Here is a 17443-nt window from a genome sequence, read left to right on the forward strand (position 1 = left end):
CGTGTTGATCGGAAGTGTTCATGTCAATACTTTCCCGTCCGCAAGCGAACGCATCCGCCATGTTCCCTTCGCGTTCGATTTCAGGTGTGTGACAGAAACATGACAACACTTCAACTCTCTTGAGCTACGCCCGTAGAGCACCCAGTCTGCTTACAGCCGCGAGCGGAACGCGACGCTCCTGGCCGTGCGTGCGATCCCGCACGCACCCCCCACGAACGCGCGCCCCACCCGGGCGCGCGTCGCCTATGAGGAGGAAACCCTCGTAATGGCACACCTGCGTAGCAAGAACCTCCGCGTCGCCGCCGTCACCACCATGGCGACCGCCGCCCTGCTCGGCGGCCTGACCGCGCTCCCCGCCCAGGCCGCCCCGGCCGAGGGCAAGGTGCTCGCGGCCGGCTCCCCCACCGCCGTCAAGGGCAGCTACATCGTCACGCTCAAGAAGAGCGCGGGCCTCAAGGCCGCGTCGAACGCCGGCAAGGACCTGGTCGAGGAGTACGGCGGCACGGTGAAGCGGACCTTCAAGTCCGCGCTCAACGGTTACTCGGCCAAGCTCTCCGCGACCGAGGCGAAGAGACTCGCCGCCGACCCGGCGATCGCCTCCGTCGAGCAGGACCAGGTCTTCACCGTCGACGCCACCCAGACCAACGCCCCGTGGGGCCTTGACCGCTCCGACCAGGCGTCGCTGCCGCTCTCCGGCACGTACACCTACCCGGACAGCGCGGGCAGCGGGGTGACGGCGTACGTCATCGACACGGGTGTGCGCATCTCGCACGCCCAGTTCGGCGGCCGCGCGTTCAACGGCTACGACGCGGTCTCCAATGACAATGTGGCGCAGGACGGCAACGGTCACGGCACGCACGTCGCGTCCACCATCGCGGGCTCGACCTACGGCATCGCCAAGCAGGCGAAGATCGTTGCCGTGCGCGTGCTCAACAACGCCGGCTCCGGCACCACCGCCGGCGTCGTGGCCGGTATCGACTGGGTGACCGCGAACCACAGCGGCCCCTCCGTCGCCAACATGTCACTCGGCGGCGGCGCCTCGACCGCCATCGACACCGCCGTCCGCAACTCCATATCCAGCGGTGTGACCTACGCCGTCGCGGCCGGCAACAGCAGCGCCAACGCCTCCTCGTACTCCCCCGCCCGTGTCACCGAGGCGATCACGGTCGGCGCCACCACCAACACCGACGCCCGGGCGAGCTACTCCAACTTCGGCGCGGTCCTGGACATCTTCGCCCCGGGTTCGTCGATCACGGCCGGCTGGTACACCAGCGACACCGCGACCAACACCATCTCGGGCACCTCGATGGCCACGCCGCACGTCGCGGGCGCGGCCGCCGTCTACCTGGCCGGCCACACCTCGGCCACCCCGGCCCAGGTCGCCTCGGCCCTGACCGCCGGCGCCGTCACCGGCAAGGTGACCAGCCCCGGCACCGGTTCCCCGAACCGTCTGCTGCAGATCGTCCCGTAAGGACGACGGCGGCACCGTGAACAGAAGTTTCCCCGGAGGCGCGGGTCGCCTCCGGGGATTCCTCGTGTGCGGCCCCCGTCTCCCCGCCGGCGGGTGACGATCGGGCGTACGGTCGGCCGTGGCCGGTCTCGACGTATTGACTCCCCCGCGCCGACTGAGCGACATTGAAGCCCGGCATCCGGCGCTTCAGGGGGCAAAGTCGCCAATGCAGACCTCGCGTGTCAAGTCATCGCTGTCGGGCAGCGGCGGGCCGCTGCTGGCGGGCGTGGCCGCGGCCGTGGCGGGGGTGGGCGCGCTGCTCGCGTTCGCCGACACCGACTCGGTGCTGCGCGGCCCGTTCACCCTGTTCTTCCTCCTCGTCGCGCCAGGAGCCGCCATCGGTGCCGTGCTGCGCGGGCTGGAGCCGTTCGGCCGGGTCGTGACGTCCCTCGCGGGCGCGATCGCGGTGAACCTCCTCGTCGCCCAGGGCATGATCGCCACCCACTCGTGGTCGGTGACCGGTGGGATCACGGCCGTGACCGTGATCAGCTCGCTCGTCATCCTGCCGAGTCTGGTACGGCGCCCCGGTGCCCGTACGGAGAGAAGACGGACCTGAGACGTGGACATCAGTGTGTACCGCCCCGGCGAGCTGACCGCCGCAGACCGGGCGGCCTGGACCGCTCTGCAGTCGAAGGCCCACCTCCACGGCGCTCCCGAGCTGGCGAACCCGTTCCTGTCCCCGGAGTTCGCCCTGGCGGTGGGCCGCTGCCGACGCGGGGTGCGGATCGCGGTCGTGCGGGAGGGCGGCGAGCCGGCGGCCTTCTTCCCGTACCAGAGATCCACCGTCGGAGTGGGCAGAGCCATCGGTCTCGGTCTCTCCGACTGCCAGGGCGTGGTCCACCGCCCCGGCTTCACCTGGGACGCCCAGGAACTGCTGCGGGCCTGCGGCCTCGCGGTGTGGGAGTTCGACCACCTGGCCGAGGGGCAGACCCCGTTCGCCGCTCATGTCACCGAAAGCTTCCCGTCCCCGGTCATGGACCTGGAGCAGGGCTACGAGGCCTATCTGGACCAGGTGCGGGCCCGCTCGCCGAAGTTCCTCCGCTCCACGTTCGCCAAGGAGCGCCGGCTCGCCCGCGCGGTGAGCGAGGTGCGCTATGTGCACGACGAGCGCGACCCGAGGGTCCTGCGCACGCTGATGGCCTGGAAGTCGGCGCAGTACCGCAGGACGGGCCGCAGCGACCGCTTCGCGCACCCGTGGATCACCCGGCTGGTGCACCGGCTCTTCCACTCCCGCTCCGCGTCCTTCGCCGGCCAGCTGTCCGTGCTGTACGCGGACGGCAAGCCGGCCGCGGCTCATTTCGGACTGCGCTCGGAGCGGGTGCTGACCTGCTGGTTCCCGGCGTACGACCCGGCGTTCGCGCGGTTCTCGCCGGGCCTGCTGCTGCATCTGCACATGGCCGAGGAGGGTGCCGCCGACGGCATCGCCTACCTGGATCTGGGCCGGGGCCAGAAGCAGTACAAGGATTCCCTGAAGACCCGGGAGATCTCCGTGTCGGAGGGGTGGGTCACCCGGCGCCATCCGGTGGCGTTCGGGCACCGGGCGCGACGGGCGCCGGTCCGGGCCTTGCGGAACACGGTCCTGGCCCGACCGGAACTGTTCGAACCTGCCGATAAATTGCTGAAGCGGATGGGGAAATTCCGGTCGGGGGGTCAGGTAACGGACACATCAACAAAAACGTGAGACCTCGTAAGAGGTCTTGCCATATGGTCTCAATCATCAATACCGTCTTGCATCGTCGTACATTCACCCGCATCGGTCCGTCGGCACATGCTCCTAGGGGAGGGCTCAAGGAGCGCGGCGGTCCCGGCGCGGGGCGCGGTAGGGGGGTGCCGTGCTCGGTGACCGCGTTCACCGAGTCGTGCCGCGCGACCGACTGCCGAGTCGCGACAGTCGGCCGGCTTTGCCAGCTCACCCGGCATGCACGGAGATCGACTTCGCCGTGCCGTAAGTGAGAACCCCCCTTTCGAACCGGACAACATTCCGAACCACCCAGGGGCGGGTGGTTCACCGGACGAGAGGGACCAGACTCATGAGCTCAGTTCTGCGCCCGGCAATACCCGAGCCGGTCACGTACCGGCCCATCTCCAACCATCTGGCCATCGCTCCGCCCGTGAGCGTGGTGATCCCCGCCATGAACGAGGCGGAGAACCTTCCGTACGTCTTCAAGACACTGCCGGGCTGGATCCACGAGGTGGTCCTGGTCGACGGCAACTCCACCGACGACACCGTCGAGGTGGCCCGCTCCCTGTGGCCGGACGTCAAGGTCGTCCCGCAGCAGGGCAAGGGCAAGGGGGACGCCCTGATCACCGGCTTCGAGGCGTGTACCGGTGACATCATCGTGATGGTCGACGCGGACGGCTCGGCCGACGGGCACGAGATCGTCTCCTACGTCTCCGCCCTCGTCTCGGGCGCCGACTTCGCCAAGGGCTCCCGCTTCGCCAACGGCGGCGGCACCGACGACATGACCCTGATCCGCAAGCTCGGCAACTGGGCGCTGTGCACCACCGTCAACCGCAAGTTCGGCGCCCGCTACACCGACCTGTGCTACGGCTACAACGCGTTCTGGCGGCACTGCCTCGACAAGATCGACCTCGACTGCACCGGCTTCGAGGTGGAGACCCTGATGAACATCCGGGTCGTCAAGGCGGGCCTGAAGGTGCAGGAGATCCCCAGCCACGAGTACCTGCGCATCCACGGCGCGAGCAATCTGCGGGCCGTCCGCGACGGACTGCGGGTGCTGAGGGTGATCCTCAAGGAGCGCTCCAACCGGCGTGCCCTGCGCCGCCGTTCGCACGCGACGATGCTCACCGCCGGGCGGGGAGAGGTGTCTTGAACGAGCCGACCGTCTCGGTCGTGATCTGCGTGTACACCGAGGACCGCTGGGAGGACATCCTCGCGGCGGTCTCCTCGGTGCGCGCCCAGTCCCGGCCGGCCCTGGAGACGCTCCTGGTGGTGGACCACAACCGGTCCCTGCTGGAGCGTCTGAGCGGGGAGTACAAAGAGGTCCATGAGGTGCGCGTGCTCGCCAACGCGGGCCCCCGCGGGCTGTCCGCCGGCCGCAACACGGGCATCGCCGCCTCGTACGGGGAGATCATCGCCTTCCTCGACGACGACGCCGTGGCCGAGCGCGACTGGCTGCGCCACTTCGCCCAGGGGTACACCGACCCCCGGGTCATGGCCGTCGGCGGCCGTACGGTGCCCGTGTGGGCGTCCGGCCGCCGCCCGGCCTGGTTCCCCGAAGAGTTCGACTGGGTCGTGGGCTGCGCCTACAAGGGTCTGCCCGGCGGTGTCGCCGAGGTCCGCAACGTCCTCGGCGGCAACGCCTCGTTCCGGCGCAGCGCCTTCGACGCGGCCGGGGGCTTCGCCACCGGTATCGGCCGCGACGGGGACAAGCGCCCGCTGGGCTGCGAGGAGACGGAGCTGTGCATCCGGCTCTCCCGGGCCAGGCCGGACGCGGTGCTGCTGCTCGACGACCGGGCGGTGATCCACCACCGGGTGCCCGACGTACGGGAGCGCTTCGCGTACTTCCGCTCCCGCACCTACGCCGAGGGCCTGTCGAAGGCGCTGGTGGCCCGGAGCGTGGGCGCGGGCAAGGGGCTGGAGTCGGAGCGCCGGTACACCACGCGGGTGCTGCCCGCCGGGGTGGCGCGCGGGCTGCGGGACGCGCTGCTCGGCCGCGCGGGGGGCGCGGGACGTGCGGGCGCGATCGTCACGGGGGTGGCGGCGGCGGCCGGGGGGTACGTTGTCGGGAGCGTCCGGGCCCGCAGGGGCGAGGTCACGTTCTCGGTCGGCGAGATTCCGGACGGCCCGGTCGGCAAGGGGGGCGAGGGGGGCTCGTCATGACGGAGACGACGGGAACGGCGGCCGCGGCCGTGCCGATCCTGATGTACCACGCGGTGTCCACCGCGCCGAACGACGCCACCAGGGACCTGTCGGTGACCCCGGAGGCCTTCGCGGAACAGCTGGCGCTCATCGACGACCTGGGCCTCACCCCGGTGAACACCGCCGACCTGGCGGCGAGTTGGCGGCACGGCCGCCCGCTGCCCGCCCGGCCCGTGCTGATCACCTTCGACGACGGCTACGCGGGCGTGCACCGGCACGCCCTGCCCGTGCTCGCCAAGCACGGCTTCGCGGCCTCGCTGTTCGTCACCACGGGCTGGATCGAGGGCCCCTACGACAACGGCGAGGCCCTCGACACCATGCTCGGCTGGGACCAGGTCCGCGAACTCGCCGACAACGGTGTGGAGATCGGCGGGCACAGCCACACCCACCCGCAGCTCGACATGCTCGACGACGACCGGCTCCGGTTCGAGCTGCGGCGCTGCCGGCACATCGTCGCCGACGAACTGGGCGCCCGGCCCGTCTCGTTCGCCTACCCGTACGGCTACTCCAGCCGCCGGGTGCGCGTCGCGGTACGGGAGACGGGCTTCGCCCAGTCGCTCGCCGTCGGCAACGCGCTGGCCCGGCGCACGCAGGGCCCGTACGCGTTGCGGCGGGTGACCGTGCGCCGCTCCACGGGCATCGCGGAGTTCGAGCGGCTCGTCGAGGGCCGCGCGATCGCCCGCACCTTCGCCCGGGACCGTGCCCTCACCAAGGGGTACGCCATGGTCCGAAGAGCACGACAGCTCCGGAAGGCCGTCCGTTCCCGTGTCTGACACGACGACCACCACGGCTCACGAGGCCGACAGCGCCACGACTGGGGAGCCCGAGCCGGCGCCCGGCCCCGGGCGCCGGCTGCGCCTGCCCGGGCTGGGCCGGGGGGCGGGGGGCGACCAGCTGTTCCGCAACGCCTACGCCCTGATGCTGAACACCGGTATCTCGGCCGTGCTCGGCCTCGGTTTCTGGCTGGCCGCCGCCCGCTACTACACCGAGGCCTCGGTCGGTCAGGGCTCCGCCGCGATCGCCGCGATGAAGCTCCTCGCCGGGCTCACCGCGCTGACGCTGACGGGTGCCCTGGCCCGGTTCATCCCGGTCGCGGGGCGCGACACCGGACGGCTGATCTTCCGCACGTACGCGGGCAGTGCGGTGATCGTGGCGCTGGCGGCGGGCGTGTTCCTGCTGACGCTGGGCCTGTGGGGGTCGTCGTACAGCTTTCTGCACGATCCGTTCTACGCCGTGTTCTTCGTGCTCGCGGTGGTCGCCTGGTCGACGCTGACGCTCCAGGACGGGGTGCTCACCGGGCTGCGCAGCGCGGTGTGGGTGCCGGTCGGCAACACCGTGTTCTCGGCGGTGAAGCTGGTGCTCCTCGTGGTGTTCGCGGCCGCGATCCCGACCATGGGCGTCTTCGTGTCCTGGGTCGCGGCGATCGCGATGTCGGTGCTGCCGCTGGGCTGGCTGGTGTTCCGGCGGCTGATCCCGGGCCATGTGCGGGCCACCGAGGACCACGCGCACCCGCCGTCCCTGAGGGAGATCGGCCGCTTCCTCGCCGGTGACTACACGGGCTCCCTGTTCTCGCTCGCGGTGGTCTATCTGGTCCCGGTGATCGTCGCCGCCCAGGTCGGCTCCGCCGACAACGCGTACTTCTACATCACCACCACCATCGGCGGCACCGTCAATCTGCTCGCCATCAACATGGGGGCCTCACTGACCGTCGAGGGCGCGCACGACCCGGCGCGCCTGGCCGCCAACACCCGGGCCGCGCTGAAGCGGATGGCCCGGATCATGCTGCCGGTGTGCGCGGTGCTGTTCTTCGGGGCGCCCTGGATCCTGGCGGTCTTCGGGCAGGCGTACGCGGACGCGGCGACCCCGCTGCTGCGCTGGTTCGCCGTCGGCGCGGTCCTGCGGGTCGTCATGGAGACGTACTTCGCGGTGCTGCGCGCGCAGAGCCGTACCGCCGGACTCGCCTGGTTGCAGGGCCTGTTGTGCGCCCTGGTCCTCGGTCTGACCCTGCTCCTGCTCCCCCGTATGGGGCTGACCGGCGCGGGCGTCGCCGAGATCTCCAGCCTCGCGGTGATCGTGCTGATCGCCGCGCCGCGGCTGTACCGGATCCTGCGCACCGCCGGGCCCGCCGAGGCGCCCGCGGACGCGGCACCCGACGGCGATCTCGCCGACCTGGGCCGGGTGGCCGCCGCCGCGAAGAAGCAGAACGGCGCCTGGTCCCGGCGCCTGGACTCCGACACCCTCGCCCTCGGCGTCCACGTCGACTTCGACCATCTGGAACGCCGCCCGGACGTACGGCCCGGCCCCGGCACCCCGCCCACCGGAACCGCGATGCCACGCAGGGACCACCGCCCGGCCTGGGCCCAGGACCGGCCGACCCGTCCGCTCGGGCCGCCGGCCCCGGAGGCGGACGCCCCGTCCGAGGAGGCCCCGGGGGAACCGGACGCCGTACGAGCGGCCGAGAACCCGGAGGAGTCCGTACGGGAACCGCTGGCACCCCCGGCCGAGGCGGAGCCGTCCGCCGGGGACCCGCCTCGGGTGCCCCTCCGCGAACGACTGCCGCACCCCACCGTCACGGGGCTGGTCCTCGGCTTCCTGCTGCTCTCCGCGCTGCTGCTCTACTGGGTGCCCGCGCTGGCGCTGGACGACTCCGACCTGGACCGCATGGGCGGCCTCGGCCTGATCTCCGTGCTGCCGACGCCGACCCTGGCCGGGGCGGCCCTGCTGGCGGTCGTGTTCGCCGCGCTGCTGTGGCCGGCGCGGGAGCACCGCGCGCTGCTGCTGATCACACTGCTGGCCACCGTCTTCTCACTGCACGCGCTACCCGCCGTGATCGAGACCGAGCCCCGCTTCGCGACGGCCTGGCAGCACCTGGGCTTCATCGACTACATCGACCGCACCGGCACGGCCGTACCCGACCTGGACGCCCGGTGGAGCTGGCCGGGGTTCTTCGCGGCGGCGGCGTTCGTGGCGCAGGCCTGCGGGGTCACCGACTTCACCGAGATCATCCGGTGGTGGCCGACGGCCGTCCAACTCCTCTACCTGGCACCGATGTTCCTTCTCGCCCGCCATATGCGGGCGAGCTGGCGGGCCAGGTGGACGGGGGTCTGGATCTTCGTCCTGAGCGGCTGGGTGGGCCAGGACTACTTCTCCCCCCAGGGCTTCACCTACCTCCTCTACCTGGTCTTCGTCGCGATCCTGCTGGTCTGGTTCCGCGCCCCGCACATGCTGTGGGGCGCGGTGCGTCCCGGCGAGGCGGAGGTCGAGCCGACGAACCGCCGGCAGCGCGCGGTGCTCCTGGCGGTCCTGATCGCGCTGTACGCGGCGACGGTCCCGGCCCACCAGCTCACCCCGTTCGTGATGCTGGGTGTCCTCGCGGCCCTCGTCCTGGTCGGCCGCTCGGAACTGCGCGGCCTTCCCATTCTGTTCGCCGTGCTGGTCGCCGTCTGGGTGGGCTTCCTCGCCGAGCCGTACTGGTCGGGCCACTTCGACGAACTCTTCGGCGGGGTCGGCGGGGTCGGCGGGAACGTCACCTCCTCGGTCTCCGGCCGGATCGGCGAGGGCAGTTCGACCCACAAGCTCGTGCTGTACGCGCGCGTGGCGCTCGCCGGCTCGGTCATGCTCCTGGCTTGCCTCGGCTTCTGGCGCCGCCGCGCGAACAAGTACCGCGAACGCTCCCTGCTCGTGCTGACGTTCGTGCCGTTCCTGGGCTTCGGCATGCAGTCGTACGGCGGTGAGATGGCCCTGCGGGTCTTCATGTTCGCGCTGCCGGGTGCCGCGCTGCTGGGCGGGCTCGCCCTCTTCCCGCGCACCGGCGTCACCGCCGGGGAACGCGACAAGGACCGAAGGAACCTCGCCCCGCCGGCCGCGCTCATGGCCGGCCTCGTCCTCATCGGCGGCTTCCTGGTCGCCCGCTGGGGCAACGAGCCCTTCGAACGCGTCCGGCCGGGCGAGGTCGCCGCCATGGAGTACGTCTACGCCCACGACGACCCGACGGTACGGCTGCTCTGGCTCAGCGACGACCCGGTGAACAACGTGACGCCCGCGATGCCGTGGGGCGCCCGGGACATGGAGAAGGTCGAGTACGTGCCGACGCTCGCGCCGAGCGATCCGGTCCTGGTCTCCGGTGTGGTCAAGGCGCTGAAGGACGCGGGCGCGCATTCGTTCCTGATCGTCAACCGCAGCCAGGTCACCAACCTCCAGATGGACGCCGGTTACCCCGCGGACTGGGACACCCGGCTCATCGAGAACCTCGGCAGGCGCGCCGACATGAAGCAGGTGCTCGCCAATGACGACGCCACGATCTTCGCCCTGCGCGACCAGCCCGGGAAGGCACCGGAGCCCGATCCCGGCCCGATCGGCCCCCAGGTCACCTGGACGCCCTGGTCGGTGGTGGGCGGCCTGGCCGCGATCGCCCTGATCGTGCTGCTGAGCGTCCGCGAGACGGTCCGCGTGGCGGTCCGCCCCGGCGTCCGCCAACTCCGCTGGCTCCAGGGCAGCTTCTGGTTCAGCCTGCCGCTGCTGGCTCTGCTGCTGGCGTCACTGGTGCAGAGGTTCCTGACGATGGGCGCGCCGTAGCGCCCCTGAGAGGGGCGCGCGGTCACCCGACTACCTGTCGAGCCACTTCGTTTCGTACGCCCCCATGTCGAACTTCTTCCCGTCGATCTCCGCACTGATCCTGCGGTCGAGGGTGTTGACGACGAGCACGGCCTTGTCGTCGGCCAGCACGCGCACGTTCGGCTTGTCGTCGGCCGCGACGGACACCGTCTCGTACGTCGTCCCCGGCGGGAACTCCTCGCTGAACCGGGACAGCAGCCCGTACATGGGCAGCGACGCGCCACCGCCCTTGGTGTCGGTGGGGGTCCACAGGCAGCCGGGGCACTCGCCGGTCTTCTCCTCCGGGTTCCAGTAGAACCCGGAGGTGGCACCACCCTCGGCCATGGCCATCAGACCGGAGGCCTGGACGGCGACCCGGCGGTTCTCGGACCAGCCGTGCCGGTTGTCGTCCTTGTCGGCCGGTTCGACGTAGTACTCGGCCCACCACAGCGGCAGATCGCCGGACCGCTCCCGCACCCACCGGCTCACGGCCGTGAACTTGTCGGTCGCCGCGAACTCGTCGGGGACCAGTTCGTCGTCCCGGGTGTAGCTGGACCCGTCGACCACCACGAAGTCGGCGCCGGCCCTGTTCTTGTTCCAGTAGTCGAAGGCGTCGAGGATCCGCTGGTCCATGGCGCCCCACGGCCCCTTGAGCGACGTCGACGCGTCCTGCTTCTGGCGGGGGTCGACGCTGTCCATGACCAGGTAGGGCCCGCCGACCATGATGTCCTCGTCGACCTTCTTCAGGGCCTTGTAGACGAGGTTGTACAGCTGGGTGTATCCCTCGTAGTCCCAGCGGGCCTCCGCGTCGTTCCAGAAGCCCTTGAACTCGTTCCAGACGATGAAGTGCCGTACGTCCGGGTAACGCTTGGCGACGGTGGCGGCGAGGTCGGCGTAGTCCGCGAAGTGCTCGGGCTCGGGCGCGGTCTCCAGCGCGGCCTGGCTCCAGTCGGTCCGGTCGGCGCCCGGTCTGCCGCCCTTCATCCAGTCGGGCGCGCAGCACAGGGTCACGACGGGGGTGCCGCCGGTGGCGCGGACGAAGTCGACGCGCCGGTCCATCTCCTCGAAGTCGTAACGCCCCTCGACGGGTTCGGGGTTGCCCGCGCCCCAGCCCATGATGTGCTGGATCTGCGGCAGGGGTTGCTCGGCGAGCCGCTCCTCGACGCGCTCGACCGCCGTGCCGCTGCCCTCGTCCGCGCTGAACTGGGTGTGGGTGAAGCCCCAGCCCACACTGGGTGCGGTGACGCCCGGCGGGGTCGCGGGCGTGCCGTGCACCTTGTCGCCGTCCCGTGTGGTGCCGGCGGTGCTGCCGTCCCCGGGAAGTGTGTTGAGCAGGGTCACGACGAGGGCCAGCGCGGCCACCCCCACGCCCAGAAGCGCGGTGAGCCGCCACCGCCGGTCCCCCGCAATCCACCCATGACGTCCCATCATGGGCAACAGTAACCGCGCGGACCCCCGCCCGGGGAGGTTCCGTCGGTGAACTCCCGGGCAATCGGGCGGCTCACGGGAGGACACCACCGGCGCACCACGGAAAGCGGATGCACGGGGAGCCCTCGGTGACGGATCATGGCGACATGTCTGCCAACCCACACGACGCACTGCCGATCCGGCTCAACGTCGACGACAGCGACTCCCCGTCCGATGTCGTCGACGCGCTGTTCCTCGGCCGTTTCGCGACGGGCGAGCAGCCGTACGCGCACGCGGCGAACATCGACCGGGTACGGTCCGGGGCCACCCTGCTGCCGCCGGGCGCCCGGGTGCTGCGCTCCGCGCGGGACGACGACCGCAGCGCGACCCTCGCCGAGGGCGACGGCTGGACGGTGCTGATCTCCCGCTGGAACCGCGGCGCCGACGTCACGGTGACCGCGACCACCGCCGAGCTGGCTCAGAAGGTGCTCGGCCAGGCCACGGACGGCGCGGCCGACGAGCCCGAGCCGCAGCCGGAGAACGTGACGATGGGCTTCTGGTACGTCTCGCCGCGCCGGGGCCCGCACCGCACGACCCGGCAGATCTCGGCGGGCACCTGGGAAGAGGTCCGGCCGAACTACACGGCCCCGGTGGCGGACGCGATGGACCGCCTGATGAAGACGACCCCGGAGAACATCGCGGGCCGTCTCCTGCTGCTGCACGGGCCGCCCGGCACCGGCAAGACCTCCGCGCTGCGCACGCTGGCGCGTTCCTGGCGGGACTGGTGCCAGGTCGACTGCGTGCTGGACCCCGAGCGGCTCTTCTCCGACGTCGGCTATCTGATGGACATCGCGATCGGCGAGGAGGACGCGGCGGGCAAGGGCCGCTGGCGGCTGCTCCTGCTGGAGGACTGCGACGAACTGATCCGGGGCGAGGCCAAGCACACGGCGGGCCAGGCGCTCTCCCGGCTGCTGAACCTGACGGACGGCCTGCTCGGGCAGGGCCGCAACGTCCTGGTGGGCGTCACCACCAACGAGGACCTGGAGCGCCTCCACCCGGCCGTGGTCCGCCCCGGCCGCTGTCTGGCCCGGATCGAGGTGGGCGCGCTGACCCGCGCGGAGGCGGTGGGCTGGCTCGGCACGGACGAGGGTGTCGGCCGCGAGGGGGCGACCCTGGCCGAGCTGTACGCGCTGCGTCGCGGCACGTCACCGACGTCGCTGCCGGAGCCGCGGGGCGGGGCGGACGCGGGCCTGTACCTGTAGGCGGTCCCGTTCGAGTGTTTTCATGGATGTATGACCGTGTTCGTCGGCACGTCGGGATGGCAGTACAAGGACTGGCGGGGCGCCCTCTACCCGGCGGGCTGCCCCACCCGGCTGTGGCTGGAGGAGTACGCGGCGCGGTTCGCGACGGTCGAGCTCAACAACGCGTTCTACCGGCTGCCGACGAAGGAGAACTTCGAGGCGTGGCGGGAGAGACTGCCGGCGGACTTCGTGGTCGCGGTCAAGGCGAGCCGGTACCTGACCCACATCAAGCGGCTGCGGGACCCCGAGGAGCCGGTGCTCCGTCTGATGAGCCACGCGGCGGGCCTGGGCGACCGGCTGGGCCCGGTCCTGCTCCAGCTGCCCCCGACGCTGAAGGCCGACGCCGGTCTCCTGGACGCCTGCCTGGGCTGCTTCCCCGGCGGCACCCGGGTCGCGGTCGAGCCCCGCCACGACTCGTGGTGGACCCCCGAGATCCGCGAGGTCCTGGAGTCCCGCGGCGCGGCCCTGTGCTGGGCCGACAGCCGCTCCCGCCCGGCCACACCCCTGTGGCGCACCACCGACTGGTCCTACCTCCGCCTGCACCAGGGCCGGGCCCGCCCCTGGCCCCACTACGGCCACCAGGCCCTGACGACCTGGGCCCACCGCATCGCCGACACCTGGCCCGCCACCGCCGACGCCTACGTCTACTTCAACAACGACCCCCACGCGGCGGCGGTGAGGGACGCGACGACGTTCGCGGGCGCGGCCCGGAGCGCGGGCCTGCGGCCGACCCGCACGCCGCAGCCGCGACGGCCGGCGCGGACCTGAGCCGTCGGCGCGGGCCCGGCCCCGGGGTGCTACTCCGCGTACGCGGCCCGCAGCGCGTCCCGGGCCGCCGCGAGTGCCTCGGCCTCGCTCAGCCCGAGTCGGCGCGCCCTCTCCGCGTACGCCCCCGCCGCCACCGCCGCCTCACGCTCCGCGGCCGACCCGGCGGCGGCCACGAACGTCCCGTTGCGCCCCCGCGTCTCGATCACCCCGTCGGTCTCCAGCGCCCGGTACGCCTTGGCGACGGTGTTGGCCGCGAGCCCGAGCTGCTCGGCGAGCCCCCGTACGGTCGGCAGCCGGTATCCCACGGGCAGCGCGCCGGAGCGGGCCTGTTCCGAGATCTGGGCGCGCACCTGCTCATAGGGCGCGCTCCCCTCCACGATGCGAATCTTCAAGGTCACGCGGCGATTGTCCCGTACCCACCGGAAAATCGGAGGCGACTGCCGGCGCCGCCCCCGTAGCGTGCCCCCACATGACACTGATCGTGCGCGACCTCCGCGCCGCCGACCCGGCGGACGCCGAGGCCTTCGCCGACGTACGACGGCGTGCCCTGCCCTTCCTGGTCGGCACCGCCGAGTCCGTGCTCCACGACATGACGCTAGCGCCCGCCGAGGCGCACCACCGGCTGCTGGTCGCCGAGGCGGACGGCGAGGTGATCGGCACCGCGCAGCTCTCCCTCGCCCACGACAGCCCCGTACCGGGCCAGGGCGACGTCAATGTGTACGTCCATCCGGAGCGGCTGCGCCGGGGCGCGGGCGCCCTGCTGGCGCGGGCCGCCGAGGAGCGGCTGACCGCGGTGGGCGCGCGGCGGCTGCTGTCGTGGGTGCTGGACACCCCGGAGAACCGCGCGTTCGCCGAGCGCCGCGGCTACGCGCCGAGCCGCTCCGCGCACTTCCTCCGCCTGGACCTGGCCCACGGCACCCTCCCCCCGCTCGACTCCCCGCCCGGGGGCGTGGAGCTGCGGACGGCCGCCGACTTCGCGGACGACCCGCGTCCCCTGTTCGACCTGGACGCGGAGACCACGGCCGACGAACCGGGCGATGTCGAGGCCGAGTTGGGCGACTACGGGCAGTGGCTCGCGCAGACCTACGGCCACCCCCTGCTGGACCGGGATCTGAGCACGGTGGTCGTGGTGGACGGCACCCCCGCCGCCTTCACCGCGGTCCGCACGGACGGCCGGGACCGCTACTTCACCGCGATGACGGGCACGGCCCGTGCCCTCCGCGGCCGGGGTCTCGCCAAGCTCGCCAAGAACGACTCCCTGCGCCGCGCCCGGGCCGCGGGGTACGCAGAGGCGTTCACGGGCAACGACGCCGGCAACGGCCCGATGCTCGCGGTCAACAAGTGGTTCGGTTACGAGGTGTGCGCGACGGAGGTGCGGTATGTCCGTGAACTCGGCTGACTCCCGGCAGGAGGGACGCGCGGTGGACGTCGTCCTGCTCAAGGCGGGCCGTACGAAGATCCGTTACCCCGCGCGGCTGTTGGGCGACGACGGCACCCGGATCGTGGTCCGCGCCGACTGGGCGACCGAGGGCGTGCGGGACTTCGGCTTCGTACGCTTCGGGCCCGGTGACGTGTTCACCGAGTACTACTGGCGCGACCGGTGGTACGCGGTGAAGGAGGTCCGGGACGCCCGGGGCGGGCTGAAGGGCTGGTACTGCGACATCACCAGGCCCGCCGTCCTCTCCGGTGGGGAGGTCGTCGTCGAGGACCTCGATCTGGATCTGTGGCGGTCCGCCGACGGCGGGACCGTACTGCGGCTGGACGAGGACGAGTTCGAGGAGAGCGGGCTCGCGCGGAGCGACCCGGAGGCCGCGGCGGCGGCCGTCGCCGCCCTCGACGCGCTGGAGGCACTCGCCACCACCGAGGGGGGCCTGGAGTCGCTGCTGGCGTAGCCGGGGTCGGTGCGGGGCGGGGCGTGACCGGTGCCGGCTCGTCGTGGCCGGTGCCGGCTCGTCGTGGCCGGTGCCGACGCGGGGGTCAGAGGCGGGCCACGATCGCGTAGCGCTCGTCCTCGACCTCCCTGCCCCACAGCAGCGGGTCGTCGGACAGCCGCACCAGCCGTGCCTCGGACACGAGGGGCGCGAGCAGTCCGCGGAGCCGCTCGGCGGACATGCCGACCGGGCTGACCGTGCCCCACACCCCCTCGACCAGCACCAGCCGCCCTCCGGGCCGCAGCAGCCCGCACCAGTGGCGCAGCACGCGGGCCGGGTCGGGCAGGGTCCACAGCACATGGCGGACGAGGAGCACGTCGAACCGCTCCTCCCCCACGGGCGGGGCCGCCGCGTCGCCGACGAGGAACACGGCGGGGCGCCCGGCGAGCTTGGCGCGGGCGAGGGCGACCATGGCCCCGGAGGAGTCCACGCCGGTCACCCGGTGCCCCTGCTCGGTCGCGAGGAGCGACAGGCTGCCGGTGCCGCAGCCGAGGTCGAGCACGTCCGAGGCGCGGTTCGGCAGCCAGTCCCGCAGCCGGGCCGCCCAGGCCTCCCGGACAGCGGGTTCCCGCAGGCCGTGATCGGGTTCGTCGTCGAAGGAGGGGGCCTCCGCGTCCCAGTCGACGGCTCCCAAGGAGTCATCTGCCGTCGGGTTCCCCGGTGTTCGCAGGGCTGGAGAGGTTTCGCCGTCGTCGATGTTGGTCATGCCGCCAGAGTGACACCTGCCACTGACAGTCCAGATGGTGACAGCCGCCACTGACAGAGCACGAACGATGAGTAACGCTCCCGGAAAAGGTCTACCTCCGTGAAAACGCGGAACCCGGTGGACGCAAGGAGGCAGCCATGCGCCGTACGACCGTGCAGAAGCCCCTGAGGAAGTCCTCGTCCCGCCGGGTGCGGGACGAGGCCGACGAACGCCCCGTCGAGCGCCGGGAAGTGCGAAAGGACATCGCGCGCACCTGGTGGCCCGACGGCTGAGGCACCGCGCCCCTGCCGCGAGCGCGTACGCGCGTCCACCGACTCCAGCAACCCCACCGACCTCCGGCAAGCCGCCCCGACGCCCCGACCGCGGGCGTCGGGGCGTACCGGTCCGTGGGCCCCGACGGGCCCGGTCAGACCCCCTGCCGCAGGGTGCGGTCGAGCAGGTCCAGCAGGGCCGTCCAGTGGCGCTCCGCCGCCTCGGCGTCGTACGAGGCGGTGTCGGCCTGGGTGTAGCCGTGCGGGGCGCCCTCGTAGACCTCGGTGCGGTGGCGCACCCCGGCCTCGGTGAGCGTCTTGTCGAGCAGGTCGATCTGCTCCGGGGGCAGTGACGGGTCCTCGTCGGCGTGGCCGAGGTAGACCTCGCCGGTGATGCGGGGCACCGCCAGGTGCGGGCTGTCCGGGGCGTCGGTCGCCAGCCGTCCCCCGTGGAAACCGGCCGCGGCGGCGACGCGTTCGGGGAAGGCGCCGGCGGTGTGCAGGGCCAGCCGGGCGCCCATGCAGTACCCGGTGATCCCGACGGGCCCCTCGGCGGCCCGCGGGCTGTCGGCGAGCCATCCCAGATACGCCGCCGCGTCCCGCAGCGCGAGTTCCGGCGTCAGCGCCGTCATGGCCGGCAGGATCTGCTCCCATATCTCCGGGCGCGCGGCCGGGTCGATGAACTCGGGCAGGTCGAACACCGGTGTCCGCCCCGACCGGTGGAAGACGTTGGGCACGAGGACCGTGTACCCGGCACCGGCCAGCCGGTCGGCCATCGCCCGCAGGTGCGGCCGGAGCCCGAACGCGTCCATGTAGAACAGGACCGCCGGATGCGCGGCGTCGTCGTCGGGGTGGACGAGGTAGGCGTCGACCGTGCCGTCCTCGGTGGCGATGTCCACGGTTGTTCCGCGTACGGCGGTCATGCGCGGGTTCCCTTCTCTCGTACGGCGGTTGCGAACGGGCCCAGTGTCACGCACCGAGGTAAGAACCGGATCTTCGGGAGGCTCCGAGCGCTCCTCCGAAGGTGTTTCCTGAGCCCTCGGTTAGCCCCTCCTTAACGCCACCATAAGGATCCTCCGCACCCGCCCTCAGC

16 protein-coding genes are annotated in these 17443 nt (G+C 72.0%); 12 read left to right on the plus strand and 4 right to left on the minus strand.

Going from position 1 to position 17443, the window contains the following annotated elements:
* Window positions 1-265: 265 nt before the first annotated feature.
* From HW837_RS42565 to HW837_RS42595, 7 genes are all read left to right on the plus strand, one after another.
* Window positions 266-1471 carry a S8 family peptidase gene (locus tag HW837_RS42565; RefSeq protein WP_045556997.1) on the plus strand — a complete coding sequence of 402 codons (1206 nt, stop codon included), beginning with the start codon at window positions 266-268 and terminating at the stop codon, window positions 1469-1471.
* 205 nt (window positions 1472-1676) lie between these two features.
* On the plus strand, window positions 1677-2066 hold the full coding sequence (locus HW837_RS42570; RefSeq protein ID WP_045556996.1) for a hypothetical protein: 390 nt from the start codon (window positions 1677-1679) through the stop codon (window positions 2064-2066).
* Window positions 2067-2069: 3 nt separating this feature from the next.
* Entirely contained in the window at window positions 2070-3191 is a 1122-nt protein-coding gene (locus HW837_RS42575) for a GNAT family N-acetyltransferase (protein ID WP_045556995.1), read from the plus strand.
* A gap of 349 nt (window positions 3192-3540) precedes the next feature.
* Window positions 3541-4344 carry a glycosyltransferase family 2 protein gene (locus tag HW837_RS42580; RefSeq protein ID WP_045556994.1) on the plus strand — a complete coding sequence of 268 codons (804 nt, stop codon included), beginning with the start codon at window positions 3541-3543 and terminating at the stop codon, window positions 4342-4344.
* Entirely contained in the window at window positions 4341-5354 is a 1014-nt protein-coding gene (locus tag HW837_RS42585; protein WP_045556993.1) for a glycosyltransferase family 2 protein, read from the plus strand. Before HW837_RS42580 ends, HW837_RS42585 begins: the two co-directional genes overlap by 4 nt.
* The gene (locus HW837_RS42590) at window positions 5351-6166 is read left to right on the plus strand and encodes a polysaccharide deacetylase family protein (protein WP_177262097.1); all 816 of its coding nucleotides are present in this window, start codon (window positions 5351-5353) and stop codon (window positions 6164-6166) included. The genes HW837_RS42585 and HW837_RS42590 overlap by 4 nt, the downstream gene beginning before the upstream one ends.
* Complete coding sequence (locus HW837_RS42595) at window positions 6159-9968, plus strand: lipopolysaccharide biosynthesis protein (protein ID WP_045556992.1); 3810 nt, start codon at window positions 6159-6161, stop codon at window positions 9966-9968. The genes HW837_RS42590 and HW837_RS42595 overlap by 8 nt, the downstream gene beginning before the upstream one ends.
* A 30-nt stretch (window positions 9969-9998) precedes the next feature.
* Here the strand turns inward: HW837_RS42595 and HW837_RS42600 are convergent, their stop codons facing one another.
* Entirely contained in the window at window positions 9999-11414 is a 1416-nt protein-coding gene (locus tag HW837_RS42600) for a GH39 family glycosyl hydrolase (RefSeq protein ID WP_045557342.1), read from the minus strand.
* Between the two features lie 146 nt (window positions 11415-11560).
* Between HW837_RS42600 and HW837_RS42605 the strand changes: the two genes are divergently transcribed.
* Entirely contained in the window at window positions 11561-12655 is a 1095-nt protein-coding gene (locus tag HW837_RS42605) for a DUF5925 domain-containing protein (RefSeq protein WP_045557341.1), read from the plus strand.
* A gap of 30 nt (window positions 12656-12685) precedes the next feature.
* Complete coding sequence (locus HW837_RS42610; RefSeq protein ID WP_045556991.1) at window positions 12686-13462, plus strand: DUF72 domain-containing protein; 777 nt, start codon at window positions 12686-12688, stop codon at window positions 13460-13462.
* Window positions 13463-13491: 29 nt separating this feature from the next.
* Here the strand turns inward: HW837_RS42610 and HW837_RS42615 are convergent, their stop codons facing one another.
* On the minus strand, window positions 13492-13860 hold the full coding sequence (locus HW837_RS42615; RefSeq protein WP_045556990.1) for a GntR family transcriptional regulator: 369 nt from the start codon (window positions 13858-13860) through the stop codon (window positions 13492-13494).
* Window positions 13861-13931: 71 nt separating this feature from the next.
* Here HW837_RS42615 and HW837_RS42620 point away from each other — a divergent pair, with 71 nt between their 5' ends.
* Both HW837_RS42620 and HW837_RS42625 read left to right on the plus strand, forming a co-directional pair.
* Window positions 13932-14861 carry a GNAT family N-acetyltransferase gene (locus tag HW837_RS42620; protein WP_045556989.1) on the plus strand — a complete coding sequence of 310 codons (930 nt, stop codon included), beginning with the start codon at window positions 13932-13934 and terminating at the stop codon, window positions 14859-14861.
* Complete coding sequence (locus HW837_RS42625) at window positions 14842-15354, plus strand: ribonuclease FAU-1 family protein (protein ID WP_093791887.1); 513 nt, start codon at window positions 14842-14844, stop codon at window positions 15352-15354. The genes HW837_RS42620 and HW837_RS42625 overlap by 20 nt, the downstream gene beginning before the upstream one ends.
* An 85-nt stretch (window positions 15355-15439) precedes the next feature.
* Here the strand turns inward: HW837_RS42625 and HW837_RS42630 are convergent, their stop codons facing one another.
* Window positions 15440-16099, minus strand: a complete 660-nt coding sequence (locus tag HW837_RS42630; protein WP_045556987.1) for a class I SAM-dependent methyltransferase — start codon at window positions 16097-16099, stop codon at window positions 15440-15442.
* 137 nt (window positions 16100-16236) lie between these two features.
* Here HW837_RS42630 and HW837_RS49805 point away from each other — a divergent pair, with 137 nt between their 5' ends.
* Entirely contained in the window at window positions 16237-16371 is a 135-nt protein-coding gene (locus HW837_RS49805) for a hypothetical protein (protein ID WP_086785113.1), read from the plus strand.
* 134 nt (window positions 16372-16505) lie between these two features.
* Here the strand turns inward: HW837_RS49805 and HW837_RS42635 are convergent, their stop codons facing one another.
* Window positions 16506-17273, minus strand: coding sequence for a dienelactone hydrolase family protein (locus HW837_RS42635; RefSeq protein WP_093791885.1), 768 nt, complete (start codon window positions 17271-17273; stop codon window positions 16506-16508).
* Window positions 17274-17443 lie beyond the last annotated feature (170 nt).

Source organism: Streptomyces caniscabiei, assembly GCF_014930365.1.
In the GTDB taxonomy this organism is placed as follows: Bacteria; Actinomycetota; Actinomycetes; order Streptomycetales; family Streptomycetaceae; genus Streptomyces; species Streptomyces caniscabiei.